At 44.1% G+C, this 19,573-nt stretch carries 18 protein-coding genes; 11 read left to right on the top strand and 7 right to left on the bottom strand.

What is annotated here, in order from left to right; translation table 11 throughout:
• Positions 1–67 precede the first annotated feature (67 nt).
• Positions 68–1,099: a hypothetical protein gene (locus ACEN82_RS26515; RefSeq protein ID WP_413322991.1), complete on the bottom strand. Its 1,032-nt coding sequence runs from the start codon at positions 1,097–1,099 to the stop codon at positions 68–70.
• Positions 1,100–1,393: 294 nt separating this feature from the next.
• On the opposite strand from ACEN82_RS26515, the gene ACEN82_RS26510 reads away from it, so the two are divergent.
• From ACEN82_RS26510 to ACEN82_RS26475, 8 genes are all read left to right on the top strand, one after another.
• Positions 1,394–2,449: an AAA family ATPase gene (locus ACEN82_RS26510; RefSeq protein WP_090533796.1), complete on the top strand. Its 1,056-nt coding sequence runs from the start codon at positions 1,394–1,396 to the stop codon at positions 2,447–2,449.
• Between the two features lie 106 nt (positions 2,450–2,555).
• The gene (locus ACEN82_RS26505) at positions 2,556–3,431 is read left to right on the top strand and encodes a DUF58 domain-containing protein (protein ID WP_176626649.1); all 876 of its coding nucleotides are present in this window, start codon (positions 2,556–2,558) and stop codon (positions 3,429–3,431) included.
• A gap of 5 nt (positions 3,432–3,436) precedes the next feature.
• Positions 3,437–4,405, top strand: a complete 969-nt coding sequence (locus ACEN82_RS26500) for a hypothetical protein (protein WP_354485517.1) — start codon at positions 3,437–3,439, stop codon at positions 4,403–4,405.
• Positions 4,402–5,406, top strand: coding sequence for a vWA domain-containing protein (locus tag ACEN82_RS26495; RefSeq protein ID WP_217633220.1), 1,005 nt, complete (start codon positions 4,402–4,404; stop codon positions 5,404–5,406). The genes ACEN82_RS26500 and ACEN82_RS26495 overlap by 4 nt, the downstream gene beginning before the upstream one ends.
• Before the next feature lie 4 nt (positions 5,407–5,410).
• The gene (locus tag ACEN82_RS26490) at positions 5,411–6,451 is read left to right on the top strand and encodes a vWA domain-containing protein (protein WP_413322276.1); all 1,041 of its coding nucleotides are present in this window, start codon (positions 5,411–5,413) and stop codon (positions 6,449–6,451) included.
• Positions 6,448–7,203 carry a tetratricopeptide repeat protein gene (locus ACEN82_RS26485; RefSeq protein ID WP_413322278.1) on the top strand — a complete coding sequence of 252 codons (756 nt, stop codon included), beginning with the start codon at positions 6,448–6,450 and terminating at the stop codon, positions 7,201–7,203. Before ACEN82_RS26490 ends, ACEN82_RS26485 begins: the two co-directional genes overlap by 4 nt.
• Before the next feature lie 24 nt (positions 7,204–7,227).
• A complete protein-coding gene (locus ACEN82_RS26480; protein WP_413322279.1) occupies positions 7,228–9,045 on the top strand; it encodes a BatD family protein in 1,818 nt (605 codons plus the stop codon).
• Between the two features lies 1 nt (position 9,046).
• Entirely contained in the window at positions 9,047–9,808 is a 762-nt protein-coding gene (locus ACEN82_RS26475) for a tetratricopeptide repeat protein (RefSeq protein ID WP_495644045.1), read from the top strand.
• A 228-nt stretch (positions 9,809–10,036) separates the two neighbouring features.
• Here the strand turns inward: ACEN82_RS26475 and ACEN82_RS26470 are convergent, their stop codons facing one another.
• From ACEN82_RS26470 to ACEN82_RS26445, 6 genes are all read right to left on the bottom strand, one after another.
• Positions 10,037–10,924 (bottom strand): PfkB family carbohydrate kinase, encoded by an 888-nt coding sequence (locus tag ACEN82_RS26470; protein ID WP_413322281.1) that lies wholly within the window; start codon positions 10,922–10,924, stop codon positions 10,037–10,039.
• Between the two features lie 115 nt (positions 10,925–11,039).
• The gene (locus ACEN82_RS26465; protein WP_413322282.1) at positions 11,040–11,645 is read right to left on the bottom strand and encodes a peptidoglycan-binding domain-containing protein; all 606 of its coding nucleotides are present in this window, start codon (positions 11,643–11,645) and stop codon (positions 11,040–11,042) included.
• Positions 11,646–11,735: 90 nt separating this feature from the next.
• Positions 11,736–12,902, bottom strand: a complete 1,167-nt coding sequence (locus ACEN82_RS26460) for a glycosyltransferase family 4 protein (protein ID WP_413322283.1) — start codon at positions 12,900–12,902, stop codon at positions 11,736–11,738.
• A gap of 12 nt (positions 12,903–12,914) precedes the next feature.
• Complete coding sequence (locus ACEN82_RS26455) at positions 12,915–13,772, bottom strand: phosphatidylinositol-specific phospholipase C/glycerophosphodiester phosphodiesterase family protein (protein ID WP_413322284.1); 858 nt, start codon at positions 13,770–13,772, stop codon at positions 12,915–12,917.
• Between the two features lie 199 nt (positions 13,773–13,971).
• On the bottom strand, positions 13,972–14,859 hold the full coding sequence (locus ACEN82_RS26450; protein ID WP_413322285.1) for a glutamate--tRNA ligase family protein: 888 nt from the start codon (positions 14,857–14,859) through the stop codon (positions 13,972–13,974).
• Positions 14,860–15,097: 238 nt separating this feature from the next.
• Complete coding sequence (locus tag ACEN82_RS26445; protein WP_413322286.1) at positions 15,098–15,841, bottom strand: SDR family oxidoreductase; 744 nt, start codon at positions 15,839–15,841, stop codon at positions 15,098–15,100.
• Between the two features lie 112 nt (positions 15,842–15,953).
• Between ACEN82_RS26445 and ACEN82_RS26440 the strand changes: the two genes are divergently transcribed.
• From ACEN82_RS26440 to ACEN82_RS26430, 3 genes are all read left to right on the top strand, one after another.
• On the top strand, positions 15,954–16,652 hold the full coding sequence (locus tag ACEN82_RS26440; RefSeq protein WP_413322287.1) for an SMUG2 DNA glycosylase family protein: 699 nt from the start codon (positions 15,954–15,956) through the stop codon (positions 16,650–16,652).
• 63 nt (positions 16,653–16,715) lie between these two features.
• On the top strand, positions 16,716–17,735 hold the full coding sequence (locus ACEN82_RS26435) for a nucleoside hydrolase (RefSeq protein WP_413322288.1): 1,020 nt from the start codon (positions 16,716–16,718) through the stop codon (positions 17,733–17,735).
• A gap of 99 nt (positions 17,736–17,834) precedes the next feature.
• A complete protein-coding gene (locus tag ACEN82_RS26430) occupies positions 17,835–19,457 on the top strand; it encodes a GH35 family beta-galactosidase (protein WP_413322289.1) in 1,623 nt (540 codons plus the stop codon).
• Positions 19,458–19,573 lie beyond the last annotated feature (116 nt).

The following is a 19,573-nucleotide window of genomic DNA, read 5'->3' as shown; positions in this document are numbered from 1 at the left end:
ATGCTTAACGTCGACTAATTACATGGGGTCCCGAAACAAGTTCGGGATGACGGTAGGTGTTCGTTCCTCAAAAATCCACATAAACCAGCCTGCAAACCTGCTTACTACTCCTGTTGGCATCGGTAACAATCAATGCCCCCTTTTTAAACAGGGCTATGCCTTCCCAGTTATTTTTTACACCATCAAATGAGCGCACATATCTCCACTGCTTACTTTTACGGGTATCAAGCATCACAATTGATGCGTAAGGGTTATTATGCAAGTAGTTAGGATCAGTACTCAGTTTATTCCCAAGTTCAGGAATCAGTTTACCCATAGCTGCCTCGGGCTTCTTAACCCAACTGTTATTTAAATAGGCATCATAATCACCATTCCAAAAATAGTTGATACCATAGATCTTCCCATCATTGGCTGCTGCTATGTCCGTGATCCTGAAATACAGGAATGGTGTTGTAATTTGCTGAGGCGCCTTACTAAACGAAGTATCTATTAAATAGCCGCAGCCGCCTTTAGGCATGGCATTAAACTCATAATAAGCCAGCAATTTGTTTTCTTTAGGAAGATAAGTAACACTTTCAAACCCGGCATTGCTGATGGATGGATATCTTCGCAGGGAAATAAAATGCTCCGCATCAACTATCACTTCTCCTTTAACGGTATCTAATTTGCCCTTCAGCACAAAACAGTACGGGTATTTATCGTCCGTTTCGATAGAAAGGAATACCGTATGATTAGCGATGCTGATAGCTTCAAAGCCTTCATAGTTTGCTTTTACAGAATCAGGCAGCAAATTCAGCCCTTTTACGCTGACGGTTTTATAGGCTGATAATGCTGTGTCCTGCCCGTCAATAACCCTGTTAATACTATCTGCAAGGATACTATACAGGTTAAATGTACCATCCAATTTTGTTTCTTTATGATCGCCGTATTGCGGTTCGAGGTAAAGACGGCCGCCATAAATGGTCATACCCGAAAATTCTTCGTTCACACTGTTAATGGCTTTTGGCAGAGGGATGTTTTTATACACATGTTGTGCCCTTGCAGCCATTGCCGAAAGGACGGTTATAACCAGCATAAATAACAATCTTCTCTTTTTCATATCGCCCGGATAATGTTGATTAAAAATAGATAATAAAGTCCGGAAAACTTTAACCTATGCCAATTCAATAAAACCCGTTTTAACACGTTATATATCACCACAAGCAACTAAATAGTGTATATTGGGACTTAACACGGCCGGATTTAACAATTATTACCAAACATTGTGAGTGTTAAACAGATATATCCGCCGCGATATATAACGATTTAACACTTTTTAACATTTATGCATGGATTTTAGTTGGCGAAAAATTGAGCGGGTGTTTAAGTTTGCCTACCGAAACAAAAAAAATTAATGGAAGAACAAAATAGTTACACAGGAAATGTTTCATCAGCAGCTCCGGCAGCTCCAACATCGTATTCAACCGATATCAGGGCACTGAATGAAATGATACAAAGGGAAAGCGCGTTTATCGACCTGCTGCTTATGGAGATGGATAAAGTGATCGTAGGTCAGCGCTATATGGTTGAGCGCTTGCTCATCGGTTTACTGGCTAATGGGCACATTCTATTGGAAGGTGTACCGGGACTGGCAAAAACCCTGGCCATCAATACCCTGTCAAGAGCTATTCAGGCCGATTTCAGCAGAATCCAGTTTACACCTGATCTACTCCCTGCCGACGTATTGGGTACCATGATTTACAACCAAAAGAAAGAAGAGTTCATTGTGCGCAAAGGCCCAATCTTCTCCAACTTTGTTTTGGCCGATGAGATCAACCGTGCACCAGCCAAAGTGCAAAGCGCGTTGCTTGAAGCCATGCAGGAGCGCCAGGTAACTATTGGCGATACTACCTATAAACTGCCCGACCCGTTCCTGGTATTGGCAACACAAAACCCTATTGAGCAGGAAGGTACCTATCCCCTGCCCGAGGCACAGGTTGACCGTTTTATGCTAAAAGTAGTGATCAAATATCCTAACAAAGAGGATGAGAAAAAGATCATGCGCGCCAATATCTCGCCTTCAGGCATGAATAAGCCAAACGCCATCATTAAGCCAGATGAAATCATCAAGGCCCGCAAAATTGTGCGCGAGGTTTATATGGACGAAAAGATAGAGCAATACATCATCGATATTGTTTTCGCTACCCGTTTCCCCGATCAGTTTAAGCTTGCCAAATACAAAACACTGATCACCTTTGGTGCATCGCCAAGGGCAAGTATCAGTTTGGCGCTGGCAGCAAAAGCATATGCCTTTATTAAACGTCGCGGTTATGTGATCCCCGAGGATGTACGCGCAGTTTGTCATGATGTGTTAAGGCACCGTGTTGGCTTAAGCTACGAGGCCGAGGCCGAAAACATCACCAGTGAGGATATCATTACCGGCATCCTGAACGTGGTTGAGGTACCGTAACCCCACCCAAACCCTCCCCGGAAGGGAGGGCTTTAGAAACAAGGTATTATTAATTAACTAAAACATTCAAAAGTCTCCCCTACCGGGGGAGATTTAGAGGGGGCCTATGGAAACCAAGGATCTGCTAAAAAAGGTAAGGAAGATAGAGATCAAGACCCGTGGCTTAAGTAACCACTTATTTTCGGGCGAGTATCACTCGGCTTTTAAGGGGCGTGGTATGGCCTTTAGCGAGGTGCGCGAATACCAGATCGGCGACGAGATCCGTACTATCGACTGGAACGTAACCGCCCGCTTCAATGCGCCATACGTAAAAGTATTTGAAGAGGAGCGCGAGCTTACCGTGATGTTATTGATGGATGTGAGCGGTTCTGAAAACTTCGGCACACAAAACCAGCAAAAGCAGGACCTGGCAACTGAACTCTGCGCGGTACTGGCATTTTCGGCCATACAGAACAATGATAAGGTGGGCGTGATATTTTTCAGCGATAAGATCGAGAAGTTTATCCCACCCAAAAAAGGCCGCAGCCATATCCTGATGATCATCCGTGAGCTGATAGCTTTTCAGCCCGAAAATAAAGGTACCAATGTAGCCGAGGCTTTAAAATACTTCACAAGCGTTATCAAAAAGAAATGTACTGCTTTCGTGATATCTGATTTTATTACGCCCGAATTTGAAAGTGAGCTCAAGATCGCCAATAAAAAACACGATATCATCGCTTTAAAACTGTACGATAAACACGAGGAAGAGTTCCCGAACCTGGGACTGATCCCGGTTAAGGACGAAGAAAGCGGCCATATCATGTGGGTAAACACCGGCGACAAAGCTGTTCGCGACGCTTTTAAATGGGATGCAGTGAAACGCAACGCCGCCCTGCAGGATGCTTTTCGTCGCTCGGGGGTTGATTACACTACCATTGGCACACATGAATCATACGTTAAACCATTAATGACATTATTTAAAAAGAGGGAAGGCCGGCGGTAAAATATATGAACAGGTACATTAAATACACCCTGGCTATGTTGGTATTGCTTGCAGGCTTTTATCAAACAGGCAGGGCGCAAAACTTTGGGGCTAAAGCTACACTGGATAAAAAATCTATCCTGATAGGCGAGCAAACACAGCTCAACTTAAGCATCCGTTTTCACGCTAAAGACAGCATCGGCTTTCCTAAACTGGCCGACAGTATAGGCAAAATCCAGGTGGTAAAATTTAAAGCTGATACTGCTTTTGACCCGGGCGATAAATCCATCAAAACTGTAACCCGGCATTATACTATTACTGCTTTTGACAGCGGTACTTATGTTATACCGTCATACGTGTTCAAATCGCCGGTAGGTGATTTACCAACGGATACATTAAACCTTGATGTTAAAACAGTTGCGGTTGATACAACTAAAGCATTTTATGATATTAAACAGCCGCTTATCATTAAATATACTTTTTGGGATTGGCTGCGTGATAACTGGAAGCTGATTGCAGGTATACTGGCAGGTTTGATTGTTGGCGGAGGTTCGATATTTTATCTGCTCAAAAAGCCTAAAAAAGAAGTTGTTGTTGAAGAGGTTAAACCCGACATTCCGCTGCATATCCAGGCACTTCAAAAGCTTGAGGAGATCAAAAGCAAGCAGCTCTGGCAGCACGATCAGGTTAAGCAATATTATATTGAACTGAGCGACGTGGTGCGCGAGTACCTCGAAAAAAGGTACACGATACAGGCCCTCGAGCAAACATCCGAAGAAATTTTTGCCAGCTTAAGGCATATGGACATCGCCAGCGAAGACAGGAACCTGCTAAGGCAATTGCTTGTGCTATCGGACATGGTGAAATTTGCCAAAGAGAAACCTGCGGCCCATGAAAATGAAAAGAGCATGGAAAACGCTGTCACCTTTATTAAGGACACACAGCCCCATGCCCGGCCAACCGATGTAAATGTGAAGGGAGATGAGGCAAAATGATTTGGTTTAAAGGAATAGAATTCGCTCATCCAAGCTTTTTCTGGCTGTTCATCAGCATTCCGCTTATGGTGGGCTGGTACATCTGGAAACAAAAGCAGCTGCAGGGTAACCTGGCTATGCCAACTATCAGGGGCTTTGCCATGATCACCAAAAGCATGCTGCCCCGTTTCAGGCATTTGAGCATCATATTACGTTCGCTGGCTATGGCGGCGCTTATTGTTGCGCTGGCAAGGCCGCAATCGTCGTTAAGCTGGCAGGATACTACGACCGAAGGTATTGATATCGTTATTGCATCAGATATCTCGGGCAGTATGCTTGCCGAAGATTTTAAGCCCAACAGGCTTGAGGCCGGCAAAAACATCGCCATCGATTTTATCCAGAACCGCCCTAATGACAGGATCGGCCTGGTAGTTTTCAGTGGTGAAAGCTTTACGCAATGTCCGCTCACCATCGATCACTCGGTATTGGTAAATCTTTATGCCGACATCAAAAACGGGATGATTGAAGATGGAACCGCCATTGGCATGGGTTTGGCAACAGCTGTAAACCGTTTAAAGGATAGCGAAGCCAAAAGTAAAGTAGTGATCCTGCTTACGGATGGTTCAAACAATTCGGGCTCTATCCCTCCGGTTACCGCAGCCGAAATTGCCAAACAGTTTGGTGTAAGGGTTTATACAGTTGGTATAGGTACCAACGGCTATGCCCCCTACCCGGTCCAAACTCCAATGGGTGTACAATATCAGCGTATGAAGGTTGATATTGACGAAGGTACGCTGAACAAAATTGCTACCATTACCGGCGGCAAATACTTCAGGGCTACCAACAACAGCGCCTTGAAGGATATTTACGAACAGATTGACAAACTGGAAAAAGCCAAGATTGATGTTACCCAGTACCGCAAAAAAACAGAGCGCTTTTTACCGTTCGCAATTATCGCGCTGGCGCTTTTATCGTTGGAATTTTTAACAAGACACACCCTGCTTAAGGGAGCTATAACATAACAGCATGCTACGTTTTGCAAATACAGAATTTTTATGGGGATTGCTTGCTATTCCGCTGCTGCTCTTTATTTTTTTGAGGGTAAACTGGTGGAAACGTAAAGCAATTGCCTCATTGGGTAACAAGGAAGTGGTGATGCAGCTGATGCCACAGGTATCCTTTTCACGCCCCTGGATCAAGTTCATCTTTTTTATTTTAGCCTATGCGCTTGTTGTTATCGGCATAGCTGACCCTCAGCTTGGTTCAAAAACCGAAGAGGTAAAACGTAAAGGCGCTGACCTGATGATCCTGCTCGACGTTTCAAACAGTATGCTGGCGCAGGATTTGGCCCCTAACCGGCTGGAAAATGCCAAACGTGCGCTATCTCAACTGATTGATAAACTGCACGACGACCGTATCGGCATCGTTGTATTTGCGGGCCAGGCCTATGTACAACTCCCGGTAACTACCGATTACGCAGCGGCCAAACTGTTCCTCAATACCATTAACACCGAAATGGTGCCAACGCAGGGTACTGCCATTGGTGCGGCAATTAACCTGGGGATGCAGTCGTTTGATTTTAAGAACGGTACCGGCAAATCCATGATTATTATTACTGATGGCGAAAACCACGAGGACGATGCCGTATCAGCAGCCAAATCCGCTTTGGCCAGGAATGTTACTGTGAATGTGGTTGGAGTAGGTTCTGAAGAAGGTGCTCCGGTTCCAATTTACCAGGGCGGCAAGCAAGTTGGGTTTCACAATGACAGCACCGGACACCCTGTAGTTAGTAAACTTGATGAGGCTATGGGCAAGGAGATTGCCGAAGCCGGTAACGGCGTTTATGTACGCGCCAACAATGCCAACAGCGGGCTTAACATTGTGATGGACCAGATAGCCAAAGTGCAGCGCAAGATGACGGATACCAAACAGTTTAAAGATTTTGAAGATAGGTTCCAGTTTTTCCTGGGCATTGCCTTTGTGCTGTTACTGGTTGAGTTCTTCATCTCCATTCGCAAAAACATGCGCTTGAGCAAGATCAAATTATTTGAAGTAAAAAACACATGAAGCAATATATCATAGCCATTTTATTAGTGCTGCAGGCTTCATTTCTTTTTGCCCAGCAGGAAAGAAAATACCTGAGGCAGGGTGACCAACTCTATCAGCAAAAAAAGTATAAAGAAGCCGAAGCCGCGTACCGTCAGGCCATGAGCAAAAAGGCCAAAACCCTGGAGGGTAATTTTAACCTTGGCGACGCCATGTTTAAGCAAAAAAAATATGATGATGCCGCCGCACAGTTCAATAAACTGGCAACTGCATCTATTGATAAAAATGTAAAAGCAGGCGCCTATCACAACATTGGCAACTCCTTTTTAACACAAAAAAAATACCAGGAAAGTATCGACGCCTATAAAAAAGCGCTGGTTAATAACCCTAAAGATGAGGAAACCCGGTATAACCTTGCCTATGCCCAAAAAATGCTGAAAAACCAGCAGAATAAAAATAAAGGCGGCGGGGGCAACAATAATAATAAGGACAAGGACAAAAACAAGGATAAGAATAAAGATAACAAAGACAATAAGGACAAGGATAAAGACAAAAAAGACCAGGATAAAAATAAGCAGCACCAGGACAAGAAAGATCAGGATAAGCAAAACCAGGATCAGAAAGATCAACAGGGACAGCAACCTAACCAGTTGTCAAAAGATGACGCCCAGCGAATGCTTGATGCCCTTAACAATGATGAAAAGCAAACCCAGGATAAGCTGAAGAATAAAAAATTAAAAGGCGCTAAGGTGCCTATTTCAAAAGATTGGTAAATCTTTGTTGTTTTGTAGATACTAATGAAAATTAAACTTTCCATATTAACGCTGCTGCTGTGTTGCTCAAGCCTGGTTTTTGCACAGGTAAAATTCACTGCGTCGGTAAATAAAACCACTATAGGCACAGGCGAGGTCCTCGAGGTCACCTTCTCCATCAACGCCAATGGCGAGCGTTTTGCGCCGCCTGCTTTTGGCGGCTTCCAGGTAGTTGGCGGCCCCAATGTATCCAACAGTATATCCATGATCAATGGGGTTACTTCGGCAAGCATAGCATATGGGTATGATCTTGTACCAACAAAAGAAGGTGAAATAACCATTGGCCCCGCTACTATTGTAGCAGGCGGAAGGCCTTACAGCACTGCCCCGATTAAAATTAAAGTAGTAAAAGGCCAGGGCGGGCAGGCCAATCAGCAAGCCCAGCAGCAAAGCAGCAACGGGCCCGATAGCCGCAACATTCAAAAAGGGCGTGTAAGCGATATATCCAAATCATTGTTTTTACGTGCCGAGGTTGATAAAACAACCGCCTACATGGGTCAGCAGATCATGATGAACCTGCGCCTATACACCCGGGTTAACATCGCCAACGGCGAACCGGAAAAAATCCCCGATCTTAATGGTTTTTACAGCCAGGAGATCAAAAACACCAATCCTAACGCCCAATGGCGCACCGAAATTTTAAATGGTGTACGGTACAACGTAACCGATATTAAACAAACCGTTCTGTTTCCCGAGCATGAGGGCAATATCACTATTGAGCCTTCTGTCATGAACTTTATAGTACGGCAGCAGGCCGCTTCATCATCAGGCGACCCCTTCGATGCATTCTTTGGCGGATATGAGGATGTGAAGTACAAGATTAAAAGTGCGCCCGTTGTCATTCACGTGAAACCACTGCCATTAGCAGGCAAGCCTGCCGAATTTACAGGCGCTGTGGGCAAGTTTAATATTGAGGCTTCGCTTGATAAAAATGATGTTAAAGCTAATGATGCCATTAATTACACCATAAAGGTAAGCGGCGCAGGCAACCTGAAGTTGTTGAAACCGATAACGCCAACTTTCCCAGCCGACTTTGAGAAGTATGAGCCCAAGATCACCGATACTATTACCATAAATGCCAGCGGGGCATCAGGTAGCAGAAAATACACTTATCTGCTGATCCCGAGGCACCAGGGCGATTTTACTATCGACCCGGTTAAGTTTGCATACTTTAACCCGGCTACAGGCAGGTACGTTTCATTAAGCACCCCGGCATTTCATGTAAAGGTTGCCAAAGGCAGCAGCGATGGCAGTAACGTTACCGCCTTTTCAAACGCGGGCAAACAGGATGTTAAGGTGCTGAGCAATGATATCCGTTACATAAAAACCGGCAGCGAGCTAAATGAAGTAGGCAGCGATTTTTATGGCTCTGGATTATATTATTTCCTGCTGATCTTGGGTCCGGCAGGTTTCTTAGGCGCTTTAGTTTACGGTAAATGGCGAGATAAAAATAATGCCGACGTGGTTGGTTTAAAAAGTCGCAAAGCAGGTAAAGTGGCAGCCAAACACCTGGCCAGCGCCAAACAGCAACTAAACGATAAAAAGGCTTTTTATGAAAACCTCTTCCGCGGTTTATATGGCTATTTGAGTGATAAACTTAATATTCCTTACGCAGATCTTAACCGTGAAAAGATTGCATCAGAGTTAAAAGCCCGTTCGCTTGATGAAAGCCTCATTAACGAGATGCTTGACACGCTCGACCTTTGCGAAATGGCGCGCTATGCCCCGGTATCGGGCATCACCGAGCAGCAGGTGTTTGATAAGGCTCAGAACATGATCAATAACATTGAAAATAAAATATAACATGATGAAGCGCATTATATACTTACTGCTTATCATCGTTATGCCTGTGTACGCATTAGCTAACGATGATGCCAACATCCTGTTAAAAAAAGGAAACGACCAATACGCCAAAGGCCAGTATAAGGAAGCCATAACCACCTACCAGAAAATTGTAGACGACGGGCACCAGTCGGCATTGGTTTATTATAATTTGGGCAATGCTTACTTTAAAAATGAAGATGTGCCTTCTGCTCTGTTGTACTATGAAAAAGCGCATAAGCTTTCGCCGGGCGATGAGGATATCAACTTCAACATCCAGTTTGCCAATCAAAAAACAACAGATAAGGTAGAGGCAGGGACTGAATTTTTCATTACCAAATGGTGGCACTCGTTTATTCTCCGCTTTTCATTAACAACTTTGGCGGTGATGACAATCCTGTTCATTATTGCAGGATGCGCATTGCTGACAGTGTACAGGTTCACTAATTCGGTAAGCATTAAAAAATGGTCGTTTTATTCGGCTTTAGTGATCCTGCTTTTCGGTTTTGCAAGCATGTTTGTTGCAAGTCGCCAGGATCAGTATTTTGATGCCCATCACGGCGCTATCATCTTCAGCACATCTGTCAATGTAAAAAGCGCGCCAACGCCCAGCGCTAAAAATCTTTTCCTGATCCATGACGGCACCAAGGTTGAGATACTGGAAAATAATAACGACTGGATGAAGATCAGACTGGCCAGCGGCAACGAAGGCTGGATCAATGCTTCGGACGCTAAGGAAATATAGCTTTTTTGGGGAGGTGAAAGGATAAAGGTTAAAGGCGAAAGGTTGCTTTTTAATTCCTTTCTTTTCACTGGACGAAGTTTAGCGATTGTGTAACTTCGTTCTAAAACCGTGGAAGCATTCTGCTTCCGGTGATCTCTATTGTTGCTGTATGGTTAAGCTGAAAGCTTAAATTATTTTAGGTCTAAGTTACGCTATCGCTAAACTTGAACCAGTATTTGTGTATTTGCCTTAAGCTTTCGGCTTTATGCTGTGTTTCGCTAACAGCTCCAGTACATCTTCTTCGGTACCGGTAAAAGGGCCTGATGATTCTATTTTAAAACTGGCCATAGCAGCAGCAAACTCGCCGGCCTCCTGGAAACCCTTCCCTTTGGCGCGTTGGTATAAATAGCCTGCCATGTAAGTATCACCGCAACCTGTGGCATCAACTACTTCAACCGGTTTATACGCCGGGATCTGATAATAAACACCGTCTGTATAAATAACCGAGCCCATACTGCCTAATGTAACCACTACCTCTTTAACGCCCCAGTCATTCAAAACTTTGGCACCTTCATGAATGTCAGTTATACCAGTAAGTACTTCCATTTCATGTTCGTTCACTTTCAGGATGTGGATGTGCTGCAGGGCTTCACGCTTTTCGGGCCAGTCGATGGCTATTACGTTTTTATCTTCTACCTTACGCAGGTAGCCCTGTGCGTCAAGAGAAAGTTTGCCGCGTTGTGCCAAGTTCTTTATAAATTCTACGGAGATATCATCGGCCAGTAAAGGGCCTAAATGATAAACGTCGGCCTGGATCTCGTCAAGCTGTTCAATAGTGAAGGGATCCGCTTTTTGTAACACGCGCTGGGTACGGTGATCCTGGTTAACAGAGTAAATATTTTCAAAGTAAACGGTTTCGCCGCCTGTAGTGGCATGCACTTCGATCCCCTTATTGCGAAGTTTGTCAACCACCGGCATTTCGCTTAAAGCAAGCGAGGTAACCAGGGTATAATTCACATCCATGTTACAGATGGCGTTTGAAAAGTAAAAAGAAGTACCGCCAGCCATGTGTTTAACCGCTTGCGGTGTTACCACTTTATCTAATGTAATATGCCCTACACAACAAATATCGTACATGAAATTTCCCTATTATGATTTGATACTCAACCCCTATTATTAAAACAAACGGCAAATGTAAGAAATAGGAAAGGGAGTACAAGAATTGTAGCATATTATAACATCCCCGTTATAATCATTTACTCGCTGTTGAAAGTTGTTGAAGTGTTTTAGCACCCAGCATACCATCCGGAATAAGCTTACAATGTGCCTGAAAAGCCATCACCGCTTTTCTGAATATATCAGATTCTTGCCCGTCTATCGGTCCGGCATAATATCCAAGTGATTTTAACTGCTTTTGCGTTTCGGTTAATAAATCAATCTTTCGATCAGCAGACAGATCGCCCAGCGAGGGTACTTCTCCCGGGTGTTTAATTATTTTGGAAAGCTTAACTCTTAAGCTATCATCATTAACGAGGCCGGTTTGCACTAAAAAGTTCAGGTTTTGCGCAGCTGCCTGTTGATCGCCGTTGGTTTCTATCATTTTTAAAACCAGGTCTGCTTCAAATTTTTGTTTTTCCAGGTTTCGATTTGCAACACCCTGTATCCATGCGCCTATTCCGGTACCGAGTAAGGCAAATATCGCTGAGAGTATTATCGGTGCATACTGTGATTTGAGCCACTTATTTTCACTCCTTTTCGACTGCTCTTCCTGGTAGTACTTAAAAACTTCAAAGTCAAGCTCTGTTTTTATCTGTGATTTAAACTTGTTAAAACTTTCATCCGGTTGTGTGTCGGCCATAGGTTATTTATTAGCTGTATGATTATAAAATTAGATAATAAAATCTATTCTTTAAACAATCAACTCAGTCGCGAATATAATAACAAGCTTTTATACTACCCTGCTAAACACATCTACACCTGCCATTTCGGCCAGGTCATCAAAATATACCGATGCGAGATGCTCCCAGCTTAAGCGGCTGCTGTATTGGAGGGCCCCTTCAATAAACTGTTCCCGCAGGCTTTTATTCTTCAGCAATAATTCAATCCGCTCAACATAGCAGCCGGCATTGTATGGCTCACATTTAAAACCATTAATGCCTTGCTCAATAAAATCTTTTGAGCCGCCGCCGTCGGCAATAACGCACGGTACGCCCGATGCCATAGCCTCAAGTACTACGTTACCATAAGCTTCAGATACCGATGGAAACAGGAACAGGGTTGATGACGCGTATAAAACCGAGAGCGTTTTATGATCTACCTTACCGGTAAATACGGCCTTGGGCATCTTCGCTTCACAGGCTTTGCGCGCAATGCCATCGCCTGCAATGATGAAGTTAACTTCAGGATGGCGGTCCTGCATTATGGTATAGATCTCAAACAGGGTCTCCAGGTTTTTCTCCCAAACCAGGCGGCTCGCAAATAAAATAGTAGGATTATCATTTCCTGTTATCGAGTGCAAACTTTTTTTATGCCTTGGCGAAAACAGCCGGGTATCTATTCCCCTTTGCCATAGTTTCATGCGATAGGTATCAACTCCCATATCAATCAACTCATCTTTCATAGTAATTGAAGGCACATATACCTGGTCGCATTGATTATAGAAAACCTTATGACTCTCGGCCATCATTTGCTTAACCTTATTGATGAGGAAAGGGGTATGTTTCAGGTAATAATCGATGTAGGAAATAAAATGAGTATGGTATATGCTCATAACAGGCAAGCCTTGCTGGGTAGCATATTTTAACGCAAAATTGCCCAAAAGCGATGGCGTGGCGATGTGTACAACATCTGGCGAAAAGTTATCTATCTCTTCTTTTAGCTCGCTCATCACCAGGGCAGGTATTGCCATGGTGTAACCGGTGTTAATTGGTAATGTTAAAGCCGGAACTTTTAATGATTCAAATCCGGCTATACTGTCGGGACCGGCACCATAAACAAACAAAAATTCAAAAATATTACGGTCAATCCGTTTAATGAGCTGATACATGGTGCGTACTGCACCGTCAAAATCTTCAATAAGTATCTCGGCAAAAAATGCTACTCTAATCTTTTTCATCTTATTGACTGATTAGCGGTTATTACTTTGTGTCACCTTCGCATATCTTACAGGTTCCGGCCCCATCATCAGGAACTCTCTTAATTCGGCTAATTTATCGGTGTTGATCAGGTCAACCTCACACTCAAGCAAGGCTTTCCATACTTCCTTGTTTTCCGGGGAAGCCCACAGGCGTACCCGTTTTTTATGGTGATGCGCGGCGGCTACGTAATCACGAAGTAATTGTTTCTGATCTTCGGGCATCGGGCCTTTACCTGTCCAGCTGATTAGGCGCGAATATTTGCAGCTGGCAGTTTTATAAACAGCGTTTGAAAGGGTATCGGTATGCACCTGCATCAGGTCTTCATCAATAAAAGCATAGCGCTGCTTCTGCGCCTGAAGCATTTTATAAGGCTTATTGCCGGTTATAACAATGGTTACGCTACCTTCTGTTATCTCGCCGTTATTATAGCTCGACAGCATTGGCGCGTAGCGCTTTAATACTTCCGACAGCTTTGCATAGGTTTTTTCAGCGTCGGATTTGATATCTATCATCAGGGTAACAGGAGAAATCGGATACACCACCTCCCTGTTTTTCCCTTCATAACAGTTAAACAATGGCTTTAAATAAAGCTGCTCCAGGGTGCGTTTTTTTTGAAAAGCGGGCAACATATGTGCAACCAGCAATTCGTCATCACGCAGGTAAATATCAGCTTCTATGTTTTGAAAACCGTTATCCAGGGCATCGTACAGGGGCCGGTTGTGCCAGTAATCATTATGGGCGAAACCTTTGGAGAGGGGGCTGTTTTGAGCCTGGCAGGTAATGGCTCTGAAAGTAAGGATAACAAAAAACAGAAATTTCAGGTGCTTGTGGCAAAATGCTGCTTGCATCGTAATTTGTATTTGTTGCTACAAATTTATCCTTCAGATATGTACAGGCAGTTATGTCATGGTAAAGTAAAAGCACCAAATGCTTTAATTTATTGTAAATGACTTAACATTTTCATCACATTAAAATATACAAATTGACACCGTTAGATTAAGCTGGAGTCACATTAAACAGATATTTTATAAAGAAGTGTTGATAAACCTATGAAAGCTTGCGAAGAATTGATGCCGAAAGCTGGTGCCAGTTATTTGCTTTTTCGGGAAGTGAACAAAGATCTGAGATAAGCATAAATATATCTTCCGCACTTTTGTCTTCCTGCCTTAGATATCTAATCGACGTTGAGCCGGCCGATTTGGATAGCTTTTTACCGTCTTTTTCAAGCAACAGCGGATGATGATAAAATACGATATCATTAAAATCCTGCTTATCCAACACAGCCGCCAACTGGGTCTGAGCCAATGTTGACGCCCACAGATCTTCACCCCTCACAATCAGGTCAACGCCATAAAACAGATCGTCAATAACTGAGGTAAGCTGATAAGCCGGGAAACCGTCTTTTTTCCTGACCACAAAATTTTCCATTTCGGCAGGTAGTTGAGTTCGGATAATTTTATCGTTATAACTTTTCACCTGCAATGTAGTGGCGTTATCTGTACGTAAGCGCCAACTCGCTTCGGGGGTATTTAAAGGGATCTGCTTATCTGAGCAGGTACAGCTTCCAATTTCACTCATTTGTTTGCGCGAGCAGGTACAGGCAAATACAAAACCACTTGCGGCTAATTGCTCGAGGGCTTCGTTATACAGATGCATCCGGTGAATTTGTGAAAACCTAGCTTCAAAATCGTCGGCATCCTGCGGCCCTTCATCCCAGGGGATCTCCAAAAATCGTAGCGTATCGAAAATATCAGTCAGGTATTCCCGATTAACCCTTGCCCGGTCGAGGTCATCAATCCTCAATAAAACTTTAGCGCCATGCTTACGCGCCAATGTCGCGGTGATAGAAAAAGACAGCACATTGCCCACATGCAAGAACCCGCTTGGTGTTGGAGCAATGCGGGTTTTATTAAAATGTATCGGGGCACTTGTCAATAGCTTTTAGGATTGATGAATGCTAAGATACAAAAGCTGAAGATTACAGCGATAGTGTGATGAAGATACTTTTTGAGCGACGGCCTGTCCGATTCCCTCCCTTGGAAGAGTGTAGGGAGGGGTTTCGTCGACATGCTTATACGCTTTAATGACGAACAAACCCCTCCCTGCCACTACGCACTCCAACTACCCCCCTCCCAGGGGAGGGAATTGAAAATGGAGCTCCTCCTATAACCCGTTACGCCAGTAACGTGCCTCCATCAACCACTAAATTCAATCCGGTTCCAAAACTCTGTTTCATAAGATAAACAAAGGCAAGGGCAACATCCTCTGCATGCCCAACACGACCAAGCAATAACGTATCTTTTGCCCAATTGTAAAGGCCTTCTTTGTCTTCGGCAGGCATACTATCCCAGAGGTTAGTGTCAATTACGCCCGGCACCACGGCGTTTACACGTATTGGAGCAAGTTCAACGGCAAGCGCCCTTACCAAACCTTCCATGGCACCGCAAATACTGCTTGCTATCGACCAACCGGCTGCCGGTCTTGCCCCGGCCGTGCCGCCGGTTAAATTTACCGAGCCGCCTTTGTTAATGAACGGCACGCCATATTTAACAGCAGCATAAGCTCCCCAGTAACGCAGATTAAAAAACTTACGCGCAGCCTCGATCTCTGTTTGGTCGATATTATTCAAATTAAGATTTTCGGCAGCGGTATAAACCAGGTGATCGAACTTACCGGCCTGCTCAAAAAATGATTTTATATTTTCCTCGTGCGATAGATCCACGGCGTAGCCTTCGGCATCTTCAGGCAACTGACTTAGTGCGTTATTGATCTTGCTTTGATTACCCGAAACTATAACAACTTTAGCACCTTCTTCAGCGGCAGCTTTTGCTGTCGCGAAGCCTATACCAGTACTACCTCCCAATATAATTACCCTTTTGCCATTCAATGACAATCTGCTTTTAATTTGACTATTCATGATGTTTATTCTTTTTTGGACACCACAAAGTTCCCCCCTAAAAAACCGATTCCACTTACCATTTGGTAAAAAGCGATTAGCCTTAAGAATTTATAAATACTACATTTGAGTTATGACATTTGCAGACAGGGTTATCCAATTCAATGAGCAGCTAACCTATACCGGCGATCCTTTACCCCAAGGCATACGTATCATGAACCCGTTTAAGGAGCATCCGCAAACTATGCGTATTGTTGATGAGTTTTATCATAAATATTACAACGATAATCAGCAGCGCCACATCATTTTGGGCATCAATCCCGGCAGGTTTGGCGGCGGCTTAACAGGCATCCCTTTTACGGATCCTAAGCGGTTGATAGCTGAATGCCATATCAACTACGAAGGCAAAATGTCGCACGAGCCATCATCTGTATTTGTTTACGAGGCGATCAACGCCTTTGGCGGCCCGGAAGCTTTTTATAAGCAGATCTATATCAATTCTCCCTGTCCGCTTGGCTTTACGAGTATCGATACCAACGGCAAGGAAAAGAACTACAATTACTACGACAGCAAGGAGTTAACCAAAGCCGTTTATCAGTTCATGATCGAAAATATCCGCAAGCAGATTGATCTGGGCATAAATACCGAAAAATGCTTTTGTTTTGGCACAGGCAAGAATGAGACATTCCTGCGCAAGTTGAACGATGAATACCATTTCTTTGGCGAAATCATTGCACTGGAACATCCGCGTTTCATCATGCAGTATAAAACGGCAAGCAAGCAATTTTATATTGATAAATACCTTGCTGCTTTTGAAAGTATTGCGGGGTAAACGGATACTTATTTCATGGTAAAACACTTATATTGTGTGCACCAATCAATTAGCCTGTAAGCCATGACCCAAAGCAAGTTTTTATCATTCCTGCTCCTGTTGTTTATTTTCCCGATCATTTCAAAAGGACAATCAACGGCTGCCAATAAACTCATTTCGCCCCGCATCAGGGTAATTATGGATAACGATTTTGGCGGTGATCCGGATGGTTTATTTGCGCTTACCCATCTGGTGCTATCCCCATCGGTAGAAATAAGGGGTATTATAGGCTCGCACCTGAATGCCAATGATGGGTTCGACAGATCTAAAACCCAGGCAGAGAATGCAGCAAAAAAAGCTGCCGATCTGTTAGCTGTTTTAAAGATTAAAGATCAATTCCCGGTAATAGCAGGCTCTAACACCGCGATGGTAAACGACAGTACCCCGGTAAAAAGTAAAGCTGTCGATCTGATCATTAAAGAAGCATCCCGTACAGACACCTCCTTACCTCTTTACATCCTTTGTGGCGCCGGACTTACCGAAATTGCATCAGCTGTATTAACCGATCCAAAAATTGCCGACAAACTCACACTGGTGTGGATTGGCGGCCCGGAGTACAGCGATCTTGCACTACCCCCACCCAATTACAGCAGCCCCGAGTATAACCTCAATATCGATATCAATGCAGCAAGGGCAGTGTTTAACCACTCGCAATTAAAGCTTTGGCAAATCCCCCGGGATGGGTACCGCCAGGCCATATTGCCCTACTCTGAATTACAACTCAAAATAAAACCACAAGGCGAAACAGGGAAATACCTGGCCGGCGCACTTGAAAACGTCATGAAGCTCATCCAGCAATATCATCTTAATTTGGGTGAAACCTATATCATAGGTGATAGTCCGCTGGTGTTGCTTACCGCGCTGCAATCATCCTTTGAAGCCGATCCATCATCAAGTGAATATGTGTTAAAACCCTGCCCGCTTATTAACGCGCAGGGCGGATATGATTACAATGCCCATGGCCGCAATATCCGTGTTTATCGCAGGTTAGATATCAACCTCATGTTCAATGATTTTTTTGCCAAGCTGGAGTTGGCTAAATAAATGCTGCATTTGGCATATTTTTAACCATAAACGGTTTATTTAGTATTACCAAAAGTGCTGTTTTGTAATTATTTTGCGTGGTCATAAACCTTTGTTATCATGCTTAAAATAATTGGCAAAAAAACTCAAAATGCGCTTCTGCTTACATCACTGTTATTTGCAGGGGGTAAAACCCTTGCTCAAACCAATGATACATCGTTACCTAAGCTTATCGAAAAAAATGGCAGGTACGCGTTTTTAGTTGACGGCAAACCATTTTTAATGCTGGGCGGACAGGCGCACAACTCAAGTGCATGGCCCGCTTTAATGCCAGGCGTATGGAAATCGGCCGGGGCAATGCACCTTAACACGCTCGAAGTACCTATTTACTGGGAGCAGGTAGAGCCACAGCCTGGGAGGTTTAACTTTTCATTAGTGGATACCCTGCTTACCCAAGCCCGGCAGCATAACGTGCATTTGGTATTATTATGGTTTGGCACCTGGAAAAACGGCAGCAACCATTACATGCCCGAATGGATGAAACGAGATGCGGAGAAATATCCAAACATTACTGGTAAAACAGGCAAGCCCATTGACTCACCTTCACCTCATTCAAAAGCCACTTTAGATGCTGATATCAAGGCGTTTTCGGCAGTTATGCGTTACTTAAAGCAGGCAGATCAGCAGCATACAGTTATCATGGTACAGGTTGAAAACGAACCCGGCTCATGGGATACCGTCCGCGACTATTCAGCTAAGGCGCAAAAACTGTTTGAAGGCGATGTCCCCGCCCAACTGTTAAAACCAGCTGTACTAAAAGCTCTGAATGTACCGGAAAACTCAAAAGGCTCATGGACCAAAATTTTTGGCGACAGGGCTGACGAATATTTCCAGGCCTGGTCAATAGCCCGGTTTATTGAACAGGTGGCCGCAGCCGGCAAAGCTGAGTATCAGCTGCCATTGTATGTAAACGTAGCGCTTCGTGATCCGCTTACTAATCCACCGGCAACCCATTACGAAAGCGGGGGCGCGACAGATAACGTAATCCCAATCTGGAAAGTAGCCGCACCATCAATTAACCTGCTTGCTCCTGATATTTACCTGTCGGGCAGCGAAAGGGTGTTGAAAGTAATTGACCTGTATACCCGCGCCGATAATCCCCTGTTTGTACCCGAAGCTGGTTTAGTGGCTGATAATGCCAAATATTTTTATGATGTGCTGGCCCACGGTGGTATTGGTTTTTCGCCTTTTGGAATAGATAATAATGGCGAAAGCTCAAACGATGAACACCTCGCCGAACTCCTTGCCCATTTTGCGGATGAATATGCCATGGCAGCTCCTATGATGAGGGAGATGGCGCAATGGGCATTTGACGACAAGATAAAAGCAGTTGTTGAACATGAAGATGGCGCAGAGCAAAGCATTAAACTTGGAGCATGGGAAGCCGTTATAAAATTTGGCAGCGGCCGGGGAGGCGAACTTAAGCCCAATAAAGATCATAACGGCAAAGCCATGATTGTTAGCCTTGATGAAAATAAATTCATCGTGACCGGAACAAATTGTCGCCTCACCTTCCATCCGTTGGGCAGCAAGGCATGGCAATACCTTAAGGTTGAGGAAGGCTGGTATGAAAACGGTGTATTTAAATCGCTCCGGATCTTAAATGGCGATGAAACAGACTGGGGAGGCCCGGCAATTGGTGATAAGCCGAGGGTATTGCAGATCTCGTTGGTGGTGAGGTAAAATTAATTAATGTAGAGACGCATAATTGCGTCTCTCGCAGGCAGGTCACGCATGCAATTTTCAATTAAATGAGGCTCTGTACATTAGAGACGCAATTATGCGTCTCTACACGTTAA

It is taken from the genome of Mucilaginibacter sp. Mucisp73, assembly GCF_059491465.1.
This window is presented reverse-complemented; position numbering and strand designations above follow the sequence as displayed.